At 49.7% G+C, this 24406-nt stretch carries 24 protein-coding genes; 15 read left to right on the plus strand and 9 right to left on the minus strand.

Annotated features, from left to right (window positions below; translation table 11 throughout):
- Positions 1-93 precede the first annotated feature (93 nt).
- The 3 genes from DW896_RS07780 to DW896_RS07790 are packed head-to-tail and all read left to right on the plus strand — an operon-like array spanning position 94 to position 3298.
- Positions 94-1692: an aspartate:alanine exchanger family transporter gene (locus tag DW896_RS07780; protein WP_005824164.1), complete on the plus strand. Its 1599-nt coding sequence runs from the start codon at positions 94-96 to the stop codon at positions 1690-1692.
- Positions 1693-1695: 3 nt separating this feature from the next.
- Positions 1696-2703, plus strand: a complete 1008-nt coding sequence (locus tag DW896_RS07785) for an aminodeoxychorismate synthase component I (RefSeq protein WP_005824166.1) — start codon at positions 1696-1698, stop codon at positions 2701-2703.
- The gene (locus DW896_RS07790; RefSeq protein ID WP_117681229.1) at positions 2687-3298 is read left to right on the plus strand and encodes an aminotransferase class IV family protein; all 612 of its coding nucleotides are present in this window, start codon (positions 2687-2689) and stop codon (positions 3296-3298) included. Before DW896_RS07785 ends, DW896_RS07790 begins: the two co-directional genes overlap by 17 nt.
- Before the next feature lie 5 nt (positions 3299-3303).
- Here DW896_RS07790 and DW896_RS07795 read toward each other — a convergent pair whose 3' ends face one another.
- Positions 3304-3693, minus strand: a complete 390-nt coding sequence (locus DW896_RS07795) for a DUF2721 domain-containing protein (RefSeq protein WP_005824170.1) — start codon at positions 3691-3693, stop codon at positions 3304-3306.
- Between the two features lie 177 nt (positions 3694-3870).
- Between DW896_RS07795 and DW896_RS07800 the strand changes: the two genes are divergently transcribed.
- The 5 genes from DW896_RS07800 to DW896_RS07820 all read left to right on the plus strand — a co-directional run bounded on the left by DW896_RS07800 (position 3871) and on the right by DW896_RS07820 (position 7440).
- Positions 3871-5187, plus strand: coding sequence for a 3-phosphoshikimate 1-carboxyvinyltransferase (locus DW896_RS07800; RefSeq protein ID WP_022402297.1), 1317 nt, complete (start codon positions 3871-3873; stop codon positions 5185-5187).
- Between the two features lie 254 nt (positions 5188-5441).
- Positions 5442-5870 carry a hypothetical protein gene (locus DW896_RS07805; protein ID WP_035450311.1) on the plus strand — a complete coding sequence of 143 codons (429 nt, stop codon included), beginning with the start codon at positions 5442-5444 and terminating at the stop codon, positions 5868-5870.
- Between the two features lie 50 nt (positions 5871-5920).
- A complete protein-coding gene (locus DW896_RS07810; RefSeq protein ID WP_016274158.1) occupies positions 5921-6733 on the plus strand; it encodes a metal ABC transporter permease in 813 nt (270 codons plus the stop codon).
- Between the two features lie 13 nt (positions 6734-6746).
- A complete protein-coding gene (gene tsaE, locus DW896_RS07815) occupies positions 6747-7172 on the plus strand; it encodes a tRNA (adenosine(37)-N6)-threonylcarbamoyltransferase complex ATPase subunit type 1 TsaE (protein WP_016274159.1) in 426 nt (141 codons plus the stop codon).
- A 49-nt stretch (positions 7173-7221) separates the two neighbouring features.
- Entirely contained in the window at positions 7222-7440 is a 219-nt protein-coding gene (locus DW896_RS07820; protein WP_005835118.1) for an immunity 17 family protein, read from the plus strand.
- A 61-nt stretch (positions 7441-7501) separates the two neighbouring features.
- On the opposite strand, the gene DW896_RS07825 is transcribed toward DW896_RS07820, so the two are convergent.
- From DW896_RS07825 to dnaE, 3 genes are all read right to left on the minus strand, one after another.
- A complete protein-coding gene (locus DW896_RS07825; RefSeq protein WP_005824189.1) occupies positions 7502-7834 on the minus strand; it encodes a hypothetical protein in 333 nt (110 codons plus the stop codon).
- Positions 7835-7945: 111 nt separating this feature from the next.
- On the minus strand, positions 7946-8260 hold the full coding sequence (gene trxA, locus DW896_RS07830; protein WP_005824191.1) for a thioredoxin: 315 nt from the start codon (positions 8258-8260) through the stop codon (positions 7946-7948).
- 166 nt (positions 8261-8426) lie between these two features.
- Complete coding sequence (gene dnaE / locus DW896_RS07835; protein WP_057089757.1) at positions 8427-12224, minus strand: DNA polymerase III subunit alpha; 3798 nt, start codon at positions 12222-12224, stop codon at positions 8427-8429.
- Positions 12225-12394: 170 nt separating this feature from the next.
- Between dnaE and DW896_RS07840 the strand changes: the two genes are divergently transcribed.
- The 3 genes from DW896_RS07840 to DW896_RS07850 all read left to right on the plus strand — a co-directional run bounded on the left by DW896_RS07840 (position 12395) and on the right by DW896_RS07850 (position 14169).
- Positions 12395-13081, plus strand: coding sequence for a phosphatidylserine decarboxylase family protein (locus DW896_RS07840; RefSeq protein WP_005824199.1), 687 nt, complete (start codon positions 12395-12397; stop codon positions 13079-13081).
- Positions 13082-13094: 13 nt separating this feature from the next.
- A complete protein-coding gene (gene pssA / locus DW896_RS07845; protein ID WP_005835110.1) occupies positions 13095-13802 on the plus strand; it encodes a CDP-diacylglycerol--serine O-phosphatidyltransferase in 708 nt (235 codons plus the stop codon).
- Between the two features lie 67 nt (positions 13803-13869).
- Positions 13870-14169, plus strand: a complete 300-nt coding sequence (locus tag DW896_RS07850; RefSeq protein WP_005824202.1) for a DUF4834 family protein — start codon at positions 13870-13872, stop codon at positions 14167-14169.
- A gap of 24 nt (positions 14170-14193) precedes the next feature.
- Here the strand turns inward: DW896_RS07850 and DW896_RS07855 are convergent, their stop codons facing one another.
- Together DW896_RS07855 and DW896_RS07860 are read right to left on the minus strand one after the other, a co-directional pair.
- Positions 14194-14628 (minus strand): nucleoside deaminase, encoded by a 435-nt coding sequence (locus DW896_RS07855; protein WP_009037193.1) that lies wholly within the window; start codon positions 14626-14628, stop codon positions 14194-14196.
- Positions 14629-14653: 25 nt separating this feature from the next.
- Complete coding sequence (locus DW896_RS07860; protein ID WP_005824205.1) at positions 14654-14887, minus strand: hypothetical protein; 234 nt, start codon at positions 14885-14887, stop codon at positions 14654-14656.
- Between the two features lie 180 nt (positions 14888-15067).
- Between DW896_RS07860 and DW896_RS07865 the strand changes: the two genes are divergently transcribed.
- The 4 genes from DW896_RS07865 (at position 15068) to DW896_RS07880 (ending at position 18418) form a co-directional block, all read left to right on the plus strand.
- Positions 15068-16870: a S41 family peptidase gene (locus tag DW896_RS07865; RefSeq protein ID WP_008665734.1), complete on the plus strand. Its 1803-nt coding sequence runs from the start codon at positions 15068-15070 to the stop codon at positions 16868-16870.
- Positions 16870-17235 (plus strand): YraN family protein, encoded by a 366-nt coding sequence (locus DW896_RS07870; RefSeq protein WP_005824208.1) that lies wholly within the window; start codon positions 16870-16872, stop codon positions 17233-17235. The genes DW896_RS07865 and DW896_RS07870 overlap by 1 nt, the downstream gene beginning before the upstream one ends.
- Before the next feature lie 69 nt (positions 17236-17304).
- Positions 17305-17661, plus strand: a complete 357-nt coding sequence (locus tag DW896_RS07875; RefSeq protein ID WP_005824210.1) for an MmcQ/YjbR family DNA-binding protein — start codon at positions 17305-17307, stop codon at positions 17659-17661.
- The gene (locus tag DW896_RS07880; RefSeq protein WP_005835105.1) at positions 17645-18418 is read left to right on the plus strand and encodes a biotin--[acetyl-CoA-carboxylase] ligase; all 774 of its coding nucleotides are present in this window, start codon (positions 17645-17647) and stop codon (positions 18416-18418) included. The genes DW896_RS07875 and DW896_RS07880 overlap by 17 nt, the downstream gene beginning before the upstream one ends.
- Positions 18419-18539: 121 nt before the next feature.
- Here the strand turns inward: DW896_RS07880 and DW896_RS07885 are convergent, their stop codons facing one another.
- The 3 genes from DW896_RS07885 to DW896_RS07895 form a co-directional block, all read right to left on the minus strand.
- On the minus strand, positions 18540-20981 hold the full coding sequence (locus tag DW896_RS07885) for a sugar-binding domain-containing protein (RefSeq protein WP_119993099.1): 2442 nt from the start codon (positions 20979-20981) through the stop codon (positions 18540-18542).
- 36 nt (positions 20982-21017) lie between these two features.
- Positions 21018-22625, minus strand: a complete 1608-nt coding sequence (locus DW896_RS07890) for a glycoside hydrolase (RefSeq protein WP_057097249.1) — start codon at positions 22623-22625, stop codon at positions 21018-21020.
- Positions 22626-22744: 119 nt separating this feature from the next.
- Positions 22745-24406, minus strand: coding sequence for a RagB/SusD family nutrient uptake outer membrane protein (locus DW896_RS07895; RefSeq protein ID WP_118264554.1), 1662 nt, complete (start codon positions 24404-24406; stop codon positions 22745-22747).

Consider the following 24406-nt stretch of genomic DNA (forward strand, 5'->3'; position numbering starts at 1 on the left):
TCTTTTTTTATATGCCACAAGGAAGCAAGACTTTTTCTATCTCACTTTTTTGCACTATCTTTGTGACATAAATTCCTAACTCTTTAACTGATTATGTTTGCTGACTTGTTAAACTCCTCCTATTTCGCGCTCTTTCTCATTGTGGCTTTAGGCTTCATGTTGGGAAGAATCAAGATTAAAGGGCTTTCGCTCGACGTCTCCGCCGTCATCTTCATTGCCCTGCTGTTCGGACACTTCGGTGTCATCATCCCCAAAGAATTAGGAAACTTCGGACTGGTGCTCTTCATCTTCACCATCGGCATCCAGGCCGGTCCCGGATTTTTCGACTCCTTCCGGAGCAAGGGCAAGACGCTTATCATCATCACCCTGCTCATCATCTGCTCCGCCGCCCTGACGGCAGTAGGACTGAAATATGCCTTCGACATCGATACTCCCAGTGTCGTGGGACTGATAGCCGGTGCCCTGACCAGTACGCCGGGACTCGCCGTTGCCATTGACAGCACCCATTCCCCACTGGCATCCATCGCTTACGGTATTGCCTATCCTTTCGGCGTTATCGGCGTGATTCTCTTCGTTAAGCTGCTGCCCCGTATCATGCGCATCGACCTCGACAAGGAGGCGCGCCGGTTGGAGAAGGAACGCCGCAGCCAGTTCCCGGAACTGACAACCTGTCTGTTCCGCGTAACCAACCCCGCCGTCTTCGACCGGAGCCTGATGCAAATCAATGCGCGCGCCATGACCGGAGCCGTCATCTCACGCCACAAGCACAACGAGCAGATAGCCATCCCCACCGCCCAGACCATCCTGCACGAGGGAGACTACATACAAGCCGTGGGTAGCGAAGAGGCCTTAAACCAGCTCGCCGTCCTCGTGGGCGAACGCGAAGAAGGCGAACTGCCACTCGTAGACATGCAGGAGATTGAATCCCTGCTGCTCACCAAGAAAGATATGATAAACAAGCAGCTGGGCGACCTCAACCTGATGAAGAACTTCGGCTGCACCGTCACCCGTATCCGCCGAAGCGGCATCGACCTCTCCCCCTCGCCCGACCTCGCCCTGAAATTCGGCGACAAGCTGATGGTGGTGGGCGAGAAGGACGGCATCAAGGGAGTGGCACGCCTGCTGGGCAACGACACCAAGCAACTGTCCGACACCGACTTCTTCCCCATCGCCCTGGGCATCGTGCTGGGCGTGCTCTTCGGCAAGCTCAACATCTCCTTCTCGGACAGTCTGTCGTTCTCTCCGGGACTGACGGGAGGCATCCTGATGGTCGCCTTGTTCCTGAGCGCCATCGGAAAGACCGGCCCCATTCTGTGGTCCATGTCCGGCCCTGCCAACCAACTGCTGCGCCAGCTGGGACTGCTGCTCTTCCTTGCCGAAGTAGGGACATCGGCAGGACGGAATCTGATGGCCACGTTCCAGGAAAGCGGCTGGCTCTTGTTCGGCGTAGGCGCCGCCATCACGCTGGTGCCCATGCTGGTGGCAGTATGCGTAGGCCTGTTCGTGTTCAAGATAAACATTCTCGACCTGCTGGGCACCATCACCGGCGGCATGACCAGTACGCCCGGCCTTGCCGCCGCCGACTCCATGACGGACAGCAACATACCGAGCGTGGCCTATGCCACGGTATATCCCATTGCCATGGTGTTCCTCATTCTGATAATCCAGGTGATAGCCTCCGCAGTCTATTGACGCATGAAGACGTACAGCCGGACAGAAACCATCGCCCGCATGAACGCACTGGCCGGAGCCAATGTGCCCTTCCTCTTCATCGTAGACTACGCGCAAGAGCAGTCGCACATTGAGCCCCTCGACCGGATAGACCCCGCCACCTGCCTTTTCCAATTCCCGAAGGCAGGCAACACGGAGACGGCTGCAACAGCCCTTGCCAGAAGCACAGCCGCCCGATGCGCCGGCCCTATCCAGTGGGACATCACTCCCCCTTCCCCCGCCGCATACAGACATTCGTTCGACCTCGTGAAGCAAAACCTGCTGGCAGGCAACAGCTACCTGACGAACCTCACTTGCCGGGTACCCGTCACCACCAATCTGACACTGGAAGAAATATTCCTCCACTCCGAAGCCTTGTACAAGCTGTGGCTGAAAGACCGGTTCGTCTGCTTCTCCCCCGAAATCTTTGTCCGCATAGAGAAGGGCAAGATAAAGTCCTTCCCCATGAAAGGCACCATCGACGCTACCCTGCCCGATGCGGAACAGCTCTTGATGCAGGACACCAAAGAGGCAGCCGAGCACGCCACCATCGTCGACCTGATACGCAACGACCTCAGCATGGTTTCGGAACACGTCGAAGTGACCTCCTACCGATATATAGACCGCCTGCAAACCAATAAGGGCCCCATCCTCCAGACCAGCTCCGAGATATGCGGCACCCTGCCCGAAGACTACACCGCACACCTGGGCGACATCATCTTCCGCCTGCTTCCTGCCGGCTCCATCACCGGCGCCCCCAAGCCCAAAACCGTAGAAATCATCGCCCAGGCCGAAGACTACCGCCGGGGCTTCTACACCGGCATCATGGGGCATTATGCCGACGGACAGCTGGACAGCGCTGTCATGATACGCTTCATCGAGCAGGAAAACGGCCAGCTCCACTTCAAGGCAGGAGGCGGCATCACCGCCAAAAGCCGGTGGGAAAGCGAATACAACGAAGTAATACAGAAAATATATGTGCCTATTTATTGAAACCATACGCATCGACCACGGAAGGGTCTGCAACCTTTCCCGCCACAACCGGAGGCTGAACGATACCCGCGCCCACTTCTGGCCGGAAAGCACACCGCTGCAACTGTCCTATTATCTGTCGTCTCCCGGCTGTGGAGCAGGCATCACCGGGGCGGGCATCGTCAAGGCACGCGTAGTGTATGGTGAAAAAGGTATTGAAGACCTCAGCTACTCCCCCTACGCCGTGCGGCACGTGCATTCGCTGGCACTGATGCAGGCCGATACCATCGACTACACCTACAAAAGCGCCGGACGCGAACCGCTGAACTGCCTCTTTGCCCTGCGCGGCGCATGCGACGACATTCTGATTGTGAAACAAGGCCTGCTGACAGACACCTCCATCGCCAACATCGCCCTTTCCGACGGTACCCACTGGTACACGCCGGCACATCCCCTGCTGAAAGGGACCAAACGGGCAGCCTTGCTGGAAGAAGGAATCTTGCAGGAAAAAGATATCAGACCGGAAGACTTGCCTTCATTCTCTACTGTCAGGCTGTTCAATGCCATGATTGACTGGGGAGAACTGGAACTCCCCGTACGGAACATCATCCCGTAGAGCCTCTACTCGTGCATATCGTTGAGATGTATCTCCAAAGACTTCACCGATATATATATTTCGTACACCGATATGGCCAGCGAAATAATCAGCAATATCAGCGCCAAACCGAAGATATAGGCCGAAAGCAGATGGAGACGGATATAGACAAAGAACATGCTGACCACGCACAGCAGCAGGCTGCCGATGCCCGCCACCTGCATGGCACGCGTCAGGTAGAGCCGCTTCCTCAGGTTGGCAATCTGCGCCGCCTTCACCGAAGACGGGTTCTCCATGTACTGTTCCTTCAAGGTGCGCACCAGTTGGGCATAGGACAAGAAACGGTTGGTATAGGCCAGCATAATCAGCGATATGGCCGAAAACAGCAAGGCGGGGGTGGTTAAATCTATTTCCATAAGAATGATGCTTAATTATATCTATCCGTCCCGATAGCAGGACTTACCTCCGCAAAGATAAACGAAAGATTGAAACCACAGAAACAAGTTTCCTTTTTTCCATTTCCCAAAGATTTATCCTACTTTTGCAGTGACAATAAAAAAACTCCTTACCACCGTAACTTAACAAATACGACCATGCGATATACCGTTTCCGCTCCTGCCTCACTGCACGCAGCCATACAGCTCCCGGCATCCAAAAGTATCAGTAACCGGGCACTCATCCTCCACTCCCTTGCCCACGGCAATATCCTGCCCCGCAATCTGAGCGATTGTGACGACACCATAGTGATGACTCGCGCCCTCGACGGAAATCCCGGACATATAGATATCCTTGCCGCCGGCACCGCCATGCGTTTCCTCACCGCCTACCTCAGCGTAACTCCTGGCACCCGAATCATCACCGGTACGCAACGCATGCAGCAACGCCCCATCCGCATACTGGTAGACGCCCTGCGAGAGCTCGGCGCCCGCATAGAATACGTCGGAAATGAAGGGTTCCCTCCCTTGCGCATCACCGGAACAGAACTGACCGGCAGCGAAATATCCCTCGCCGGCAATGTCAGCTCACAATACATATCCGCCCTGCTGATGATTGGTACCGTCCTTCCCAAAGGCCTGCGCCTGCACTTGACGGGTGACATCATCTCCCGCCCCTACATCAACCTGACCCTGCAACTGATGCGCGACTTCGGCGCCCAAGCCGACTGGGTCTCCGAAGATTGCATCACCGTCAGCCCCGGCGGATACACGGATACCCCTTTCACCGTAGAAAGCGATTGGAGCGCCGCCTCTTACTGGTATCAGATGATGGCAATAGAAGGAATTAAAAATGAAAAAATAAAAGGGGGAGACAGAAGTAGCGCAAAAGAAAGTGAAGACAGCACGAAGGAAGAAGCGCACACGGCAGAAATCGAACTGCTCGGTCTCTTCGCCCACAGCTATCAAGGCGACAGCCGCGGCGCGGAAGTCTTTACCCGCCTCGGCGTCCATACCGAATATACAGACCGGGGAGTAAAACTGACCCGGAAGGGTACTCCCGCCACCCGTCTCGACGAAGACATGGTGGACATCCCGGACCTGGCGCAGACCTTTGTCGTCACCTGCTGCCTGATGGACATCCCTTTCCGCTTCACCGGACTGCAAAGCCTTAAAATAAAGGAGACCGACCGTATCACCGCCCTCATTACGGAACTGCGTAAACTGGGTTACGTCGTGCGCTCCGAGCAAGACAGCATCTTGTTGTGGGATGGCGAACGCTGCCCGGCAGACGCTGACCCCGTCATCGCCACCTACGAAGACCACCGTATGGCCATGGCATTTGCCCCCGCCTGCCTTGTACTGCCCCAAATACAGATAGATGAACCACAGGTCGTTACCAAATCTTACCCTGCTTACTGGGAAGACTTGCAAAAGGCGGGATTTAAAGTCTGCCAAAATGCAATGCAATCTTAGAATAAAGCTTTTATTCTTAGAAATACAGCCTTTATTCTTAAGAATATAACCTTTATTCTTAGAAATAAAGGATACATTCTAAGATTAGGATGTATCCAAAGTAGTTTTACACTACGTTCCAAGCAAGTAATGCCTGCGTCGGGTGGAAGTAATCTACCTACCTGCAATCTGAAGCATTATTTTGTCGTGTACAAAACAATATGTATCTTTGTCCGTTCTATTAATGGAACATGTTTTTCAAGAAAAGGAAGCCCATGTGGATATTGATTATTAGCCTGATTGCCCTTGCCCTCGTGGCAGCCACAGCCGGAATTATACGCAACCGGAAACTGCAGAAGAAGATAGACCGCGGCGAACTGGACGCCATGCCCGAAGTGCAGGAAGTGGATGCCGAGTGCTGCGGACAGCATGAAATCTGCGAACGTGACAGCCTGCTGGCAGCCGTCAGCAAGCAAATAGAATATTACGATGACGAAGAACTGGACAAATACATCGGCACCGCTCCCGATGCCTATACTCCCGAGCAGGAAGACGAGTTCCGCGACGTGTTCTACACCATGCAAGACACGGACGTAGCCGGATGGGTGCGCAGCCTGCAACTGCGTGGCATAGCCTTGCCGGACAACATCAAGGATGAAGTGTTCCTCATCATCGGCGAACGCCGTCTCACCCCCCATTCCTAACACTCCACATCCAACTTTTAATTTTTAATTCTTAATTTTTAATTGAATAAATGGAGCTACTGCAATACACTTTTTTCCAACATGCCCTCATCGGCAGTTTGCTGGCAAGCATTGCTTGCGGGCTGATAGGCACGTACATCGTTACCCGGAGACTAGTGTTCATCAGCGGCGGATTGACGCATGCATCTTTTGGCGGTATCGGCCTGGGATTGTATACCGGCATTTCCCCCATTCTGTCGGCAGCCTTGTTTGCAGTCTTGTCCGCTTTCGGTGTAGAGTGGCTCAGCAAACGGAAGGACATGCGGGAAGACTCCGCCATTGCCGTATTCTGGACATTGGGCATGGCACTGGGCATCATGTTCACTTTCCTCTCGCCGGGATTCGCACCCGACTTGTCCGCCTATCTCTTCGGCAACATTCTCACGATTACCTGGAGCGACATCGCTCTATTGGGAGGGCTTGCCCTGCTGCTGATACTGTTTTTCGCGCTGTATCTCCATCCCATCATCTACGTAGCCTTCGACCGGGAGTTTGCCCGCTCGCAAGGTATTCCGGTGCAGGTATTCGAATATGTACTGATGATGTTCATTGCGCTGACCATCGTGGCATGCCTGCGCATGGTGGGCATCGTGCTGGTCATTTCGCTGCTCACCGTTCCGCAGATGACCGCCAACTTGTTCTCGCACCGGTTCCACCGCATCATCTGGCTTTCCATCGGCATCGGTTACCTCAGTTGCCTGGGCGGGCTGATGATTTCTTTCTACTTGAATGTCCCCTCGGGTGCATCCATCATATTCTTTTCCATCATTATCTATGCCATTTGCAAGACAGGAAAAAGTTTTTGGCTATATTTGCAACGCTAAATCAAAAGACACAATGGAAATCAAAATTCAGTCATTAGACCAGATTCACGAAGCCGCCCGCCAGTTCATCGCTGAAATGGGTGATAATACCGTCTTCGCTCTTTACGGAAAAATGGGGGCGGGCAAGACAACTTTCATCAAAGCCGTTTGCGAGGAGTTGGGCGTTTCCGACGTCATCACCTCCCCTACCTTCGCCATTGTCAACGAATACCGTTCCGACACTGCCGGCGAACTGATTTACCATTTCGACTTCTACCGCATCAAGAAACTGGAAGAAGTGTATGACATGGGTTACGAAGATTACTTCTACAGCGGCGCCCTCTGCTTCATAGAATGGCCGGAGCTGGTAGAGGAACTCTTGCCGGGCAACACCATCAAGGTCACCATCGAAGAAGTGGAGAACGGAGAGCGGGAAGTCACGTTAGAGAGCTTTGAATAAGGCATGCTTTTCCCCCGCTTTAATTTTTAATTCTTAATTCTTATTTCTGATGAGCCAATACATCGTTCAAGGGATTTTCGCCGTCGCAGGCATCATCGCCTTGCTGGCAGCTATATTGGACTGGAACTGGTTCTTTACTGCCCGAAACACCCAGTTTATCGTACAAAATGTAGGGCGGCGACAAGCTCGCCTGTTCTACGGTGTATTGGGTGTCATTCTCATCGGCACGTCCATCTTCTTTTTTCTGAATACGCCACCGGTCACATAAAAACAAAAAATCGCGGATGAAGCCATGCTCATCCGCGATTTTCCTATACTTTTGATACAGACTATTCTTCGTCCAAAGATTCCGTATATTCCATCTCACCTTGTACGATGAAAAGGATTTCTTCCGGATCATAGTCACCCATCTCATCCTTATGGGCTTCCTTGACAATATAGTCCACGATTTTCCCCAAATCAATCTCGATGTACCCATCCGCATCCGGCTGTGCATCAAGGATGCCGCTCTCGGAATAGTACTCGTCAATCAAATCGAGAAAATAATAGAACTCGTCGTCAGAGAACTTCTCTTTCAACTCCTGCGGCAAATAATTCTTGATGTACTCGATGGTCTTTTCATCATCGACATCATTCTGCAAAAAATCGTCTTCCATTCCCATACTTACTATTGCTTAAAGGGTTAATGTTATTGACTATTTGACGATTTACTATTTACTATTTGGCTGCGCCATGATGCCGAAAGGGTAAATCGTAAATCGTCAAATAGTACCTTATAATATCGCTTCTATCTTGGCCACGTAAGCAGATTTCGGAGCAGAACCTACCTGCTTGTCCACCAGCTCTCCATTCTTGAAGAACAAGACTGTAGGGATGTTGCGTATGCCATATTCGGCAGCCACATCACCGTTCTCATCCACGTCACATTTGCCAATAATCACCTTTCCTTCATATTCAGTAGCCAATTCATCGATGATTGGTCCCACCATCTTACAAGGGCCGCACCAAGGTGCCCAGAAATCCATAACGACCGGCTTTCCCTCTGCCAGGATTTCTTGAAAATTGCTGTCTGTAATTTCTAAAGCCATTTCTTTTAATATTAAATGTCAACTATAATTATTAATTTACTGTCAATTGCGTTTTATCAACCTTCGCTTTCGAAGCAAAGATAGTGCAAACCGAATGCAAAACAAAATGAACTTGTTCATTTTTTATGCCGAGGTGCAGCCTATCTTCGTTTTCCAACAAAGATAACTAATTAATCCTGAACTCAAGGTCCGGACGCTCTTTTAAATAAGTAATCAGTTCACGCCCCACGGAAAGCTTCACGGGACGGGAAATCAAATCGACCGTCATCTTGCTATCCTCATCTCTGACTTTGAAATAAAGCTCCGTACTGCCCGGACGTTCCTTGGTCAGTTCTGCCAGTTCAGTTATCAAAGCCTTGTTCAGCACACTCAGCGGAATGAGAATGGTTATCTTCTCAATCAGTTTCTCCTTGACGTCAGGCAACAGTTCCATGGAGGTTATCTTCAGCTCCAACTCATCCTGCCGCCATTGCTTGGGCTGGCAACGGGCTTTGATGAACAAGAAGGTACGTTCACCCAGATACCCCTGATAGGTCACCCAATCATTTCCGAAGAAAGGAAGCTCTGCCGAACCGGAATAGTCTTCAATCTTGGCTATGCCGTAAGGATTTCCATTTTTGCTGATACCGCGACGCACGGCGGTCACGATGCCACCCATTGTTATTTCGCGTCCCACAAGTGCCGTCTTATCTTCCAGCTCTGCCATGTGAGTGTTGCAAACATGCTCCAGAACTACGGAATACTCATCCAACGGGTGTGCGGACAGATAGATACCTACCAAATCGCGCTCCCGGTTCAAACGGTCGAGGTCGCTCCAACGTTCCGCTACCGGTATTTCCGGAGTGGCGATATCCACCACATTCTCACCGCCGAACAAGGAGTTTGCAGCCGCAGCCTGGTCGGCCTGGTAACGGTTACCATACCGCACCAAGGTTTCGAGGAAGACCTCGTTCTTGGAATTTACGGCAAAATACTGCTCTCGCTTCAGCTCCGGGAAGCTGTCGAACCCGCCCGCCAAAGCAAGACATTCCAGATTCTTCTTGTTGCAGGCTGTCAGATTGACACGCTGCACAAAATCAAATATACCCTTGAAAGGACCATTCTTCTCGCGTTCCTCCATGATGCTCTGCACAGCACCCTCGCCTACCCCTTTCACCGCGCCAAGACCAAAACGGATATTGCCTTCCTTGTTCACGGTGAACTTCAGGTTACTTTCATTCACATCCGGCCCCAATGTATTGATGCCCATTGCCTTGCATTCGTCCATCAGTTTGGTTATATCGGTAATATTCGCCAAACTTCGGCTCATGACCGCCGCCATGTATTCGGCCGGATAGTTGGCCTTGAGGAAAGCCGTCTGATAGGCCACCCACGAATAGCAAGTGGCATGTGACTTGTTGAAGGCATAGGATGCAAACTTTTCCCAGTCGGCCCAGATTTTCTCAAGCACTTTCGGGTCGTGGCCGTTCTTTTGTCCGCCCGAAATGAATTTCGGCTTCATGTGGTCCAGCTTGTCACGCAGTTTCTTACCCATCGCCTTACGCAAGGCATCGGACTCACCACGGGTGAAGTCCGCCAGCAAACGCGACAGAAGCATGACCTGCTCCTGGTAGACCGTAATGCCGTAGGTATCCTTCAGATACTTCTCCATGATGGGGATGTCATACTCGATGGGCTTGCGTCCCCACTTACGGTCGATGAAGTCGGGGATATAATCCATAGGTCCCGGACGGTAGAGGGCGTTCATGGCAATCAAGTCCTCGAAAGTGCTCGGTTGCAACTCACGCAGATATTTCTGCATACCGGCCGATTCAAACTGGAACGTACCGATGGTGCGGCCGTCGCAATAGAGTTTATAGGTAGCAGGGTCGGAAATGGATATCTTGTCGATGTCGAGTTCCAAGCCGCGGTGCAGACGTACATTGGCAACGGCTTCCTTAATGATGGACAAGGTTTTCAGTCCGAGGAAGTCCATCTTGATAAGTCCCGTATCTTCGATGACGGAACCTTCGTATTGGGTAACGAGCATCTTCTCGCCCGTCTCCTTATCATCCGCCGTGCTGACGGGTACCCAATCCGTGATGTCGTCACGGCAAATAATAGTACCGCAGGCATGCACACCCGTACCGCGTACATTGCCCTCCAGCATCTTGGCATATTTCATCGTATCGCGCACCAACGGATCGGGCGAAGCCTCCGCAGCCTGCAATTCGGGCACGTAGGCAATGGCATTGGGCAGGTTGAGTTTCTTGTCGGGAATCTTATCCGGCACGAGCTTGCACAGACGGTCCGATTCGCTCAAAGGCAGTTTCTGTACGCGCGCCACGTCCTTGATAGCCATCTTGGTTGCCATCGTGCCGTATGTAATGATGTGCGCCACCTTCTCTTGCCCGTACTTCTCCGTCACCCAGCGGAGCACTTCTCCACGCCCGTCATCATCGAAGTCCACATCGATATCAGGCAAAGAGATACGGTCGGGATTCAAGAAACGCTCGAACAGAAGGTCGTATTGAATCGGGTCTATTTTCGTGATGCCCAAGCAATAGGCCACCGCCGAGCCGGCAGCCGAACCACGTCCCGGTCCTACCGAAACGCCCAGCTGTGTGCGGGCGGCATTGATAAAGTCCTGCACAATCAAGAAGTATCCCGGGAAACCCATCGTCTTCATGATGTACAGCTCAAAGACCAGACGTTCCTTCACCTCGTCGGACAAGGGATCACCGTACAACTTCTTGGCACCGTCGAATGCCAACTTTGCCAGATAGTCGGCTTCCAGCTTGATACGGTACAGTTTGTCGTAGCCCCCCAGACGCTTTATCTTGGCATTGGCGGCATCCTCATCCAGCACCACCTTGCCGTTTTCATCCTGGGTAAACTCATCAAACAAATCCTTTTCGGTATATTTCTGCCGATAGCCCTCTTCCGTTCCGAAATCTTCCGGAATAGCAAACGTAGGCATAATAGGAGCGTGGTCGATGGAATAATACTCCACCTTATCCAAAATCTCCAAGGTATTGGACAAGGCTTCGGGAACATCCTCAAACAAGGCGTTCATCTCAGCCTTTGTCTTCATCCATTCCTGCTTGGTATAAAGCATTCGGGTAGGGTCATCCAGATCTTTGCCCGTGCTCAGACAAATCAGGCGGTCGTGCGCTTCTGCATTCTCTTCATCCACAAAGTGGACGTCATTAGAGCAGATAACCTTAATGTCATATTTCCGGGCAAGCTCCAGCAACTTGGCATTCGCCTTCTGCTGAAGCGGATAGGCTTCGTGGTTGGCACGGGGAACAGTGGCTTTATGGCGCTGAAGCTCCAGATAGTAATCATCGCCAAACAGATTCTTATACCAGCGTACAGCTTCTTCTGCCTCTTCCAGCTGGTCATTGATAATCTTCTTAGGAACCTCGCCACCGATACAAGCCGAGCAGACAATCAGCCCCTCATGATACTTTTCCAGTTCACTGCGGTCTGTACGCGGACGCATATAGTATCCCCTTGTCCAGGCATGCGATACAAGTTTTATCAGATTGTGATACCCCTTCTCATTCTTTGCCAGCACAATCAGGTGATAGCCACTCTGGTCCGGCTTCCCCTCCTTCTTATCCATGGTTCGGCGGGCCACATACATTTCACAGCCTACAATCGGCTTGAACAACTTGCTTTCCGCTTCTGCCATCTTGGCACGGCAATCGGCAATCTCCGCTTCCTTGTCTTCACACTCTATCTCACCGCTTTCAATACCGGCAATCCTTTTCTTGAGGTCCTTTATCTCCCCCTTCGGCCCGCTGTTCTTCTTGTTGACATAGTTGGTGAACTCCTTGATACCGAACATATTTCCATGGTCGGTCACGGCAATGCCTTTCATACCATCCTTCATGGCCTTGTCAACCAGCCTACTGACACTTGCCTGACCATCCAGAAGAGAGTATTGGGTATGGACATGTAAATGAACAAAATCTTGCATATATATCCTTTCTATTGAGAGCCTAAAATTACAACCTCTATCACAGCTAACAAAAATATTTCCCAAAAAGTTATCAACATGCACATTTCTCTCTCCAAATCCTTGTTAGATTTTCAAAATAAGCCTATTTTTGCAGATAATTTCTATCTAAATTAGCAAATACGATATACATGGGTCGATTAAAAAGATTAAAAAAGATACGCATACACCGTGAAGGAACACATACATTGGCAGGCAGCCTGGTTCTGATTCTGGCTGTCAACACTGCCCTTTACTTCGGATTGGAATGCAAAGTTCCTTTTTACGTAGTAGCGGTCATCAGCCTCATAGTATATGGCATACTCGTGAACTTCTTCCGCTGCCCCATCCGTTTGTTCGGACAAGAAACGGAGAAAGTCGTGGTAGCTCCTGCCGACGGTAAAATCGTAGTGGTGGAAGAAGTGGAGGAAAACGAATACTTCCACGACCGCCGTATCATGGTATCTATATTCATGAGTCTGGTTAATGTACACGCCAACTGGTATCCGGTAGATGGTACGGTAAAGAAGGTGTGGCACAAAAACGGGAAGTTCATGAAAGCCTGGCTGCCCAAAGCCAGCACCGACAACGAGCGTTCCACCGTAGTAATAGAAACTCCGGAAGGCGTGGAGATTATGGCACGACAGATAGCCGGAGCCATGGCGCGCCGCATCGTGACCTATGCCGAACCGGGCGAGGAATGCTATATTGACGAACATATGGGTTTCATCAAATTCGGCTCCCGCGTGGATGTCTTTCTACCGTTGGGCACCGAAGTATTCGTTAAACTAGGACAACTGACTACCGGCAATCAGACTGTGATAGCCAAACTTAAATAATAAAAGAACAACAATGGCAAACTGCATTACCCGCCATATTCCAAATACTCTGACCTGCCTGAACCTATTCTCCGGGTGTATTGCTTGTGTCATGGCATTCGAAGCCAGATATGAATGGGCACTCGCTTTCATTATCTTCAGTGCCGTATTCGATTTCTTCGACGGCATGATGGCACGTGCACTGGACGCACACTCCATTATCGGCAAGGATTTGGATTCTCTGGCAGATGATGTCAGTTTCGGAGTGGCCCCTTCCCTGATTGTATTTTCCTTGTTCAAGGAAATGGACTATTCGGGCGCAATGGAAAGCTTGGCCGGCGTTTTCCCCTATCTCGCATTTCTTTTGTCCGTATTCTCTGCACTGCGGCTTGCCAAGTTCAACAACGATACCCGCCAGACGAGCTCTTTCGTAGGACTTCCCGTCCCGGCAAACGCCTTGTTCTGGGCTTCATTGGTGACGGGCGCTCACGACTGGCTGGTGAGCAGCAATTTCCATCCGGTTTATCTGTTGCTGCTGGTCTGCCTTTTCTCATGGCTGCTTGTATCGGAGATTCCAATGTTCTCACTCAAATTCAAGAATCTGTCATGGAAAGACAATAAAACAAGCTTCATTTTCCTGCTTGTCTGCATTCCGTTCCTCATCTTCTTGGGAATCTGCAGCTTTTCTGCAATCATCGTCTGGTATATACTGCTTTCGCTTATTACAAGGAAAAGTAAATAAACAAATCTTTGGCACGGTTGTTGTATTGAAGTTCGCAGAAAACGAACACATAAAAAGACATTAGCCCATGTTTCATATTTTAGGATTTTTATTCATCATCATAATTGCCATTCTGCTCATTGGCCTCAGCATTATCGGTACTGTCATCCGGAACATATTCGGATTGGGCGGACGCCGTACTTCCTCCAACTCCGGTCCCTACCAAAAAGGAAATGGTAATTACCAGCCGGGAGGGTATTCCTACAATGATAATAGACAATCGTCTGAGGAGGCACAAACTGAAGAAGGTGAAATACGCCCCCGCCACAAGAAACTGTTCTCCAAAGACGAGGGAGAGTATGTGGATTTTGAAGAAATCAAAGAGTAGAGATTAGGGATAAAGGATTAGAGATTATTTGCGCTTGGCGGCAAAGAACTCTTTCATCAGGGCGGCACATTCATCTGCCAGAATTCCTTTTACTACTTGTGTTTTGGGATGCAATGCCTGCGAGGCATAGCGCTGATACCCTCTTTTCTCATCTTCAGCACCAAACACCAGACGTCCCATCTGCGCCCAGGCAATGGCACCAGCACACATCACGCAGGGTTCCACTGTGACATAGAGAGTACATTCATTCAGATATTTGCCGCCAAGAGTTGCAGCGGCAGCGGTAATGGCTTGCATCTCGGCATGGGCGGTGACATCCGTCAAAGTCTCCGTCAAATTATGGGCACGAGCTATGATACGGTCCTTGCACACCACAACTGCACCTACGGGAACTTCTCCCCGTTCACCGGCCTTATGGGCTTCCAAAAGCGCCTGCTTCATATAATAGCTATCGTCCAACGCCACCCCCTTTAATTTTTAATTTTCACCTCCTCATGTCGTGCTCACCGAACAAAGTAGGATAATCCTCTTCCATATTCTTATGGATAAACATGAGAATAGTCTCCCGCAGCCAACGCGACTTGTTCGTTATCTTGTATTTCTCCAGATAACGGTCCACAATCCGCTGCTCTTCCTCGCTCATCAGGCATACCATGCGCTGCTCGCGTTTCGGTTCTTCGGGCGTTGCTTTCGCACACGTTTTATCTCTCTTTCTCATATTTCCTGCAAAATTACTTTTACTTCTGTAAAAACAAAACGAACCTACGTAATTTTTATATCGGAAACACTTAAATAGCACTGAAATATTTTTTTGACCGGTAAACTTAAAGTATTTCTTAAAAACATTTTAATTTAGTAATTAAAAACGTATTTTTGGAGAGTTCTAAATTTAAAAGGTATGAAACATGTAAATTATCTTAGTTTCTTTCTACTCACATTGTTCAGTATAAGTTTTATCTCATGTAGTGACGATGACGATAATAAACTTAATACCGGCATAACCAATCAGAGTTGGACAGAGGGAAAATCCCTGGAGATCAGCCAGGATAATGAGTTGTCTGTAAGCTTCAATGCTGCAGCCAAATGGGTAGCTTCCGTCACCTCAGGAGCGGATTGGTGCAAACTGAATACGACCTCGGGTACAAAAGGACAAAGCACCTTGAAATTATCTGTAAGTACAAGTTCCACCACCGACCGGACAGCCAGAATTTCCATTAATATAGACGGCTATTCTCCTGCAAGTTTTGAAGTTACACAAAAGGGGACCAGTGTTCCCCAAACCACTGAAGATATGGAGATTAACGCAAAAGTTGATGAATATCTGAGGGAAATGTATCTCTGGAACGATGAATACAAAACGTTGAATCTTGACCATAACAAAGGCTATGAAGACTTCTTCTATGATGCATTGGGAAGTATGACTACCAATACATTGGATAAAAAAACATATGTCGGTAGCGACGGCAAGACATATTATAATCTTTTCTCTTATATCCAGCTATTGCCCAATATTAGTTCAACCCGTACCACCAAAATTGTAAACAAGGAACTGGCATATAGTTTCGGTATCACCGGTATAACCCCCATAAGCATTGGCACACAAGCAGAAAATACCATTTATTTCTGCCTCCAAGGTGTATATCCCGATTCACCGGCCTCCGAAGCTGGACTCAAACGAGGAGCAATGATAAGCCTGATAAATGGAAAGAAGATAAATAATAACAATATTAATAACTTCTATTACGACATATTGTCACCAGATGCAACTATCAACTATACTTTGACAGAAGATGTCGTAGAAGGAGGCACCATTACCGGGCAAAAGGAATACACCATAACTTCCAAAGCCACATACAACAATCCCGTCATCTTCAGTAATGTCAAGGAAGATATAGAAGGACATAGAATCGGTTACCTCGTTTATTCTGGGTTCGAGGCAGGCTTTGACCAAGAATTATTCAATGTTTTCAAAGATTTTAAAAACAAGAACGTCACAGATTTGATTCTGGACTTGCGGTACAATGGTGGTGGGCATACCATGTCGGCTAATCTGATAGCAACTTGTATTGCCGGTACTGCCTCTCAAGGTAAAGTATTCAGCAGTTTACGATACAATGATGAAAGAATGGCAAAACTCAATAACAAACGGGAAGATGAATTATTTGCATACTCCAGTTATCCCAACTTGGGTACTTCCTTATCAGCCGGAAGCCTCAACCTTCCCCGCGTCTACTGCCTTGTCGGAAATGGAACGGCCTCTGCCAGTGAACTCGTCATTAATTCCTTAGAAGGAATAGATTTGGACGTAATACTTATAGGTGAAAAGACCACTGGTAAGAACGTAGGTATGGAATATGAGGAGTACACTGTCCGGAATAACACATATCGTGTTGTTCCTATCACCTTCCAAAGCTATAACGCCAAAGGATTCGGGGAGTATGAAAAAGGATTTGAACCCGATATATTGATGGATGAAACCAATCCTTATAACGAACAAGGTGTATTCTATATTCATAAAGATTATGGAAACAATGAAGAACCTCTGTATGCCAAGGCCATTGAACTGATTACCGGTACAAATCCAGCCCCCCAAACGCGCAGTGCAGTGGTCAATACATTGGATGGTAAAACTTATAAGTTGCCCGCTATCTTCCGTCCTGGACACGACGGTATGCTGATGCCTGCCAGACACGCAGAATAATGAGTGCACACAATATTCTTGGAAAAGCCGGTGAAGACGCCGCTGCCAAATACTTGGAACAGAACGGTTACACCATACGTGACCGTAACTGGCGGAAGAATCACCTTGAGCTGGATATTGTAGCCGACAAAGATAAGGAACTGATTATTGTGGAAGTGAAAACCCGTAGCAATACGGATTACATTGAGCCGCAGGATGCCGTGAACTGGCAGAAAATACGACGTATTGTCGTAGCGGCCGATGCCTATATCAAGCACTTCTGCTTGGATGCACCCGTCCGCTTCGACATCATAACGGCTGTAGGCGAACCGGGTGCATTCAGGATAGAGCATCTCAAAGAAGCCTTCTATCCGCCGATGTTCTGAGAGTTGAAAATTGACAAGCAAGAGTTATTTCAATCGTAAATTGTAAACCGTAAAACCGTAAATACCATCATGGACATCGAAACCGCCCGCGAATATTGCCTCAGCAAAAAAGCCGTCACGGAATGCTTTCCGTTTGACGAATACTCGCTCGTGATGAAAGTCATGAATAAAATGTTTGCACTTATCGACCTGGAAAGCGCCAACAAGATTTGTCTGAAATGCGACCCCGAATATGCACTCGAACTGCGGGAGCACTATGTTGCCATCGAAGGTGCCTATCACTTCAACAAAAAGTACTGGAACCAGGTGTTCCTTGACGGTGACGTCGACGACAAACTGTTGAAGCAACTGATAGACCACTCCGTGGAAGAAGTATTGAAGAAGTTCACCAAAAAAATGCGTACCGAATATGAAGCCCTGCCCTGACACATTCCCGTTCCCGCTGGTGGCATTGGACGAGACGGCATCGACCAACCAATACCTCAGCCAGCTTTGCAACCAGTTGCAAGAATCCGTTGCCGAACTAACAACCGTGACTGCCGAGTTCCAAACTGCCGGTAAAGGCCAGCGCGGCAATACCTGGGAAGCTGAAGAAGGCAAGAACCTGCTTTTCAGCTTTGTACTCTACCCTTCTTTTCTGGAAGCCCGCCGGCAGTTCATCCTTTCACAAATCGTTTCCCTCGCCATTAAGGAAGAGCTGAGCAGATGGTCTGATGAAATCACCATCAAATGGCCGAACGACATTTATTGGAAAGACAAGAAAATCTGCGGCATACTGATAGAGAACGACCTTTCCGGACATCATATCAGGCGCAGCATTGCCGGAATCGGTATCAACATCAACCAGGAAGTCTTCAACAGTGATGCTCCCAACCCCGTCTCACTGAAACAAATCACCGGAAAGGAGCACGACCGTTATGAAATCCTTGCCCATATCCTAAGACGTGTACAAATCTACTACAACAGCCTCCAAATGGAGGACTTCGCCGTCTACTCCGACGAGATATCCACACGGTATGCCCGCTCCCTTTTCCGTCGCCGGGGATTGCACCCTTATGAAGATGCCAACGGCAAGTTCCTTGCCCGGTTGCTGCGTGTAGAGCAAGACGGACGGTTCGTGCTGGAGGATGAAGGAGGAAGTGAACGGGAATATCTGTTCAAGGAAGTGCAATACATTCTGTAAGAAATGCACAACCCGTGCCATCGCATTGGCAAAGTTGTGCCACCATACTGGCACAGCCTTGCCATCGTACTGGCACGACTGTGCCAATACGATGGCACAAACATAAGTCCATAGTAGTGTACTACTGCCCTACTTCAAACTTTACTTCAGTTCCTTTCAGAAGGGGGGAAGCAAACTTTACTTTAACCGGTCTCTCTCCTCCGGTAGTCTGTATATAGGCCAGCAAACGCCCGTGGTATACGCGGTGACGGTTATCGGTATAATCACTCATGTCACTGTTGTCAGAGCCTTCGAGCCCAAGCAGACGCGCCGCTCCTTCAACTGTACACGTAATTTCATTGTCGCCAAGTTTCACAACAGTACCTTCTTCGTCAACCACCTCTACGGTTATGTGCGCAGTGGCGCGGTCACCGGACAAAATAGTGCGATCCGCCGTGGCACGGATGGCATAAGGACGTCCAGATGTCCGGATGGAATAGCTCGACAAAGCATTTCCTTCCTTATCGCAGCCCTCAGCACGAAGCTCACCAGCCCGGAAAGGAATATCCCAGTAGATGATGCCGGTCTTTTCATCATAAGGTTTCATCTCGCCTACCACTCTGCCGTTGAGCAGCAAACGCGCCTGCGGAGCATTGGTATAACACACCACACGTATGTTCTGCCCCTCGTCATAGTTCCAGATGTCCCATGCATCAAGCGAAAGGAATACATGCTCGGGATGCTTGGGATGGACATATACCGGATATGTTCCTACATACGTGACCGGATTCTCGCACCACAACGAAGCCCGGAAATGTCCGCGTGGCTTGGGGAAACTTCCGAAATCGAGCAAACCCGTGTACAAACCGCGGGACGGCCATCTGCCCGATTCACCCAGATAATCCGTACCGGTCCAGATGAACTGCCCGAAGATGAAATCCTTGTCGCGGACGGCATACCAGGCATCAAGCCCCGAACCCGTCTCGCTTCCATAGATAATGCGGTCCGGATAAGTGGCATGGTCTTGGTCGTAGCGGTTTTCCGTATAGTTATACCCCACCACATCCACAGCATCGGGATACTCCGTCTCGTTCGACATCACGACACCCGCCAAAGCTCCGGTCACGGGACGGGAAGTGTCCACGGCACGTACACAGGCAGCCAGACGCTTTGCTATGGTTCCGATGCGCATGGCATCGGGAGCATCCGGCTTATAGCCCCCGAACATAGGCTGGTTGATTTTAGCTCCATCAAGAACGGGATGCGAATAAGGGTCGTTCGGATAATCCACTTCATTGCCGATACTCCACAAGAAAATACAGGTATGATTGCGGTCACGACGTACCATATCGGTTACGTCCCGTTCTATCCACTCCTCGAAGAAGTCGAAAGTACCGTCATAACTCGGAGTACCCACATTCCAGCCTTGTACCCATTTGCGTTTCGGAAACTCCCATTCGTCAGAGACTTCATCCATTACAAGAAATCCCAGGCGGTCACACAGTTCATAAAGAACGGGGGCTTGTGGGTTATGGCTCATGCGGATGGCATTTACGCCAATCCCTTTCAAGTTATTCAGACGGCGTTCCCATACCTCCGGCGGCACTACTGCACCCAGCACTCCTGCATCATGATGCAGGCATACACCTTTTACCTTCATCCAGTTGCCGTTGAGGGCAAAACCTTTGTTGGCATCAAATTCCAGCGTACGCAGTCCCACTTTGGTCTCACTGCCGTCAATGCGTTTGCCATTGGCAAGCAATTCGGTTTTCAATGTATACAGATACGGATTATCCAGATTCCAACGATGGGGTTTGGACACTTTCAAGTCAAGACTTTGCTTGGCAATGCCCTCTTTTCCATCGGCAACACGCACACGGCGTTGTGCCACCTTCTTTCCGGCAGTATCGTACAGTGAAGCCTTCAGTTCCAGTTTGTCGGAAGTTGCCTTGTGCTTCTCCACCTCTACATCGACCGCAACGACGGCTTGCTTGTCTGTCAGCGAAGCGGCATGCCAGCCCACACCCCATTGCGCAATATGTGTATCGGGAGCAGCCACCAGCCATACATCGCGATAGATGCCCGACCCCGTATACCAACGTGAATCGGCATAACGGCTATGGTCTACACGGACAGCCAGCACATTGTCGCCTTCCTTCAGGTAAGGGGTCATGTCGTAAAGAAACGATACATAGCCGTTGGGGCGCCTGCCAAGCAGATGCCCGTTCAGGTAAACCTCGCTCCGGTTATATACCCCTTCGAAATAGATATAATGACGTGTTGCGTTGTCTTCAACCCTGAAGTGTTTGCGATACCAGCCTATCCCACCCGGCAGGTACCCGGTGCAACTGGCCAGTGTGGGCGACAATTGCCCCTCTATGGACCAATCGTGTGGCAAAGAAAGCTTCCGCCATTCGCTGTCGTCATAGTCAGTCCGGACAATAGCCGAGTCGTCCGTCAGCCGGAACAGCCATCCGTCATTGAATTTTGCGGCATCGCCAAATGCCACCTGCGCCTTTATCGGAGCAACGACCAGCATTGCCAGCAAAAAGATAAGAGCAGTCCTGTTATTCTTAAAATACATTTTCATATAGATTTTCTTTGAAGTTAAACTAATTCCTTACTTCAGGCTATACACCACGGTTGTCACACTCTTGGCTTCCAGAATCACCTGCTTGCCTGCCGCCACCGTTCCTTCCACCAGATTCTTGCTACCGGTAGTTGTATAAGTAGCTATTGACTTCGCTTCATTGCTCCATCCCACATGCGTTTCACCTAAGCGAACCGCCTTATCAGACATGTTTGTATAGACGGCCACTACCTTATCCCCCTCGGGAGAAAGCCAGGCGGAACCGAAAAAAGTACGCGATTCGTTCAAGTCGAGGGCAATACGGCGGTATCCCGGACGGATAAAGCGGCTGTAATTGCCCAGTACCCAAAGAGTGGCAGTAGCCTGATAGCTTCCCTCCTGCTCTATATCACCATACTCGCCACCGGCAGGTACCAGCGAAATCAAGAGAAAACGGTTCTTATGCCCCCAACGGGAAACATCCATCGATGTCCAGTAACTCCAGGAAGACACCCCAGCCACAGTGAGGTCATTGTGGATGACCTTCGACATGTAGAAAGCGATATCCATCTCAGAAGCCTGCTCGTAGCCCACGAATTCGGAACTGCTGTAATTATCGCCCAGCATACTCCATTCACTCTGCCAAACATCCAGATTATACTGACCGGCAGCCTGGGCCACTTGCTTGCGCACGTTGCGCATACCGTCCCATGTGCCGTCAGTCCAATAGCTGTGTCCGCAAATGAGATTCTTCACGTGTGCCAAGTCACCCACGTAGGCGGAAGAGCCGGGTGTAAAGAAAGCTGAGAATACATTACTGCGGTTGGCATCGCCTTTCACTTTATACAGATACTCCCAATCACCGGATTCGCCCAAGAGAATGTCTGTGGAAAGCCCCCGGTCATCCAACGACATATCCAACTCGCGTGCCAGTGCAGCCACTTCGTCATTGGTCCAGCCACTGCCCTCCTGACCGCTGTCCCAGTTGTACTGCGGCTCGTTGACGGGCGAGATATGGCTTATGTGATAGCCTTCACCGGTATAACGGGCCGCTACATCGGCCATATATCCTGCAAAGTCACCATAATGCTCCGGTTTCAGATTGGAAAGTCCCCCTCTGGCGGAAAATCCTTTTCCATTATAGGTGTACTGCACGGGAGGTGTATTGCTGAAAAGAACGAAATTGTTACATCCCAGCTCCTTGGCACGGTCCATGAAGTAACGTTGTCCCTCGCAACGGGTCCAGTCGTACGTCAAGTCATCCGTAAGATAGGATTCCGCACGACGGGATTTATCCTCGATGCCGCTGGCTTCACCTTGCGCGGCACTGCCGCCACCAAGATTCACCCGCCATTGGGAAAGGCCGATTCCTTTCGGCTTGCCGCCCACAATCTCTGAAGAAAAAAGCAGTTCCGTAATCCCCGCACGGTGCGAAGTCCATGACTTGCCCACAAAGGCAGGCGACCAACAGTCCGAAGCGCCAAAGCCGGCTATTGTCTGGAAAGTCTGTCCGGCATCGATGCTCACCAGTTTCTCTACGCTGTTTGTAATGTCCGGACCCTCAGGAGTGTCTGGAGTATCCGGCGTAACGGGAGAATCGTCGCTGCAAGCCATTGCAGCAAGCAGTGCCGGAAGAATAAAAATGTGTCTCAAATTCATGATATTGTTTCGGATTAAAAAAACTGCCGCGGATAATCCATTGCAAACTATCCGCGACAGAATATAAAGACCTATTGAATAATCAGTTCCTGCAACAATCTGTTTTCATCAGAATGTGTTTAATTCCAACCCGGGTTCTGGGTAATGGAACCGTTGGACATCGTGATTTCGTACAAAGGAATGGGGAACACCATGTCGCGGTTTTCATTGAAAGTGATGCCTTTGTCACTTGCTTCACCTTGATTTTCCCACTCAAGAGCGTCACGGGTAGCCTCTTCAGTGTTCCACTTCACAAAGGAACCGTTCGGTCCCAGGATATTGCTAATCATCTTTTTACCATTTGTATCAGTCCAGCGGCGGATATCATACAGACGGTTCTGCTCGAAAGCCAATTCCAAACGGCGCTCCAGGCGAATGGCACTTTGCAATGCCTTTCCACTTGCCGTAACGTCATCCAACTTGGCACGTCTGCGCACCTGATTGAGAGCATCACGGGCAGAAGCGTCATCACCCAGTTCATTGCAAGCCTCAGCATACATTAAAAGGACATCGGCATAACGCAGAATACGGTGATTCAAAGGACTCTTGTCCGTGGCGTAAGCCGTTGCATTGCCTTGAGCACGATATTTCATCGGCAGGAAATACTTGCGGATGATACGCGCAGACTTATGGTCAGCGGGATTGATAATATAGCAATTGGGGTCCCAACCATATTTATCAAGATATTCCTGATACTTATTCAACGCTTTGCTTGCGTCAATGAAATCTTCGAATTGGTCTTCGCCGGCAATTTCTGTACAGCCCGACTTGATTATTGTCCATTTCAAACGTTCCGTATCACCGGCCTCAATATAAGCTTGCTCCAAATTTGCCGTAGGCTGACACCAGCTCCAACCATCACCAGGACCATTACGGGCACCGGTTACCGTAGCAAGCGCCCCTCCTAAGCCCAAAGTGGGATGATATTCATACTGGATTTCCAGAAGGCTCTCCGCACTGTTGTCATAGTCGACATTCCATACCTGCCCGAAATCGGGAAGCAATTGGTATTCGCCTTCATCTATCACAGTCTTCAACACATCATGGGCAGCCTGCCATTTCTCCTGATAGAGGTACACTTTACCCAATAATCCTAAAGCGGCGCCACGGGTAGCATGCCCTACTTGCGCAGTACTGCGTTGCGGCAGTATTTCGGCAGCTGCCATCAGGTCATCCTCTATGAATTTGTACACGGCTTCTGCCGTAGCACGTTCTGTTCCCTCCACTTCTTCCGGCATTTGGAAACTGGTCATCAAGGGCACCCCGCCAAAATTTCTCACCAGTTCGAAGTAATAGTAGCCACGCAGGAAACGGGCTTCTGCCACCAGACGGTCTCTGGTTTCTGTCTCTTGGGTTTCGAGAGCCGCAATGCGATCTATGGCTATGTTACAACGTAAAATACCTTTGTAACGGTACTGCCAAAAATTGGAGATAGGGCCATTGCTGGCACCGTTTCCCTGATAATGCGCCAATGAGATATAATCACTCTGAGACTGAGAGGTATTCCCCATCCAGGCATCATCTCCACACATTTCGGAAAGTAACCACACGGTGTTGATTTGCCACCATCCTCCATATGTCATGGCCTGATAACAGCTCGTGACTGCGGATTCACACTCTTCTATGGACTTATAATAAGTGTCCACGTTCAATTGCCCACGTACGTCTTCGGTCAGGAAGTCCTCGCAAGAGGTAAACACCAGCGAAGCAATCAGAACTACTATTGTAAATATTCGTTTCAT

Origin of the sequence: Bacteroides sp. AM41-16 (assembly GCF_003603495.1) — a bacterium.
Taxonomy (GTDB): Bacteria; Bacteroidota; Bacteroidia; order Bacteroidales; family Bacteroidaceae; genus Bacteroides; species Bacteroides uniformis.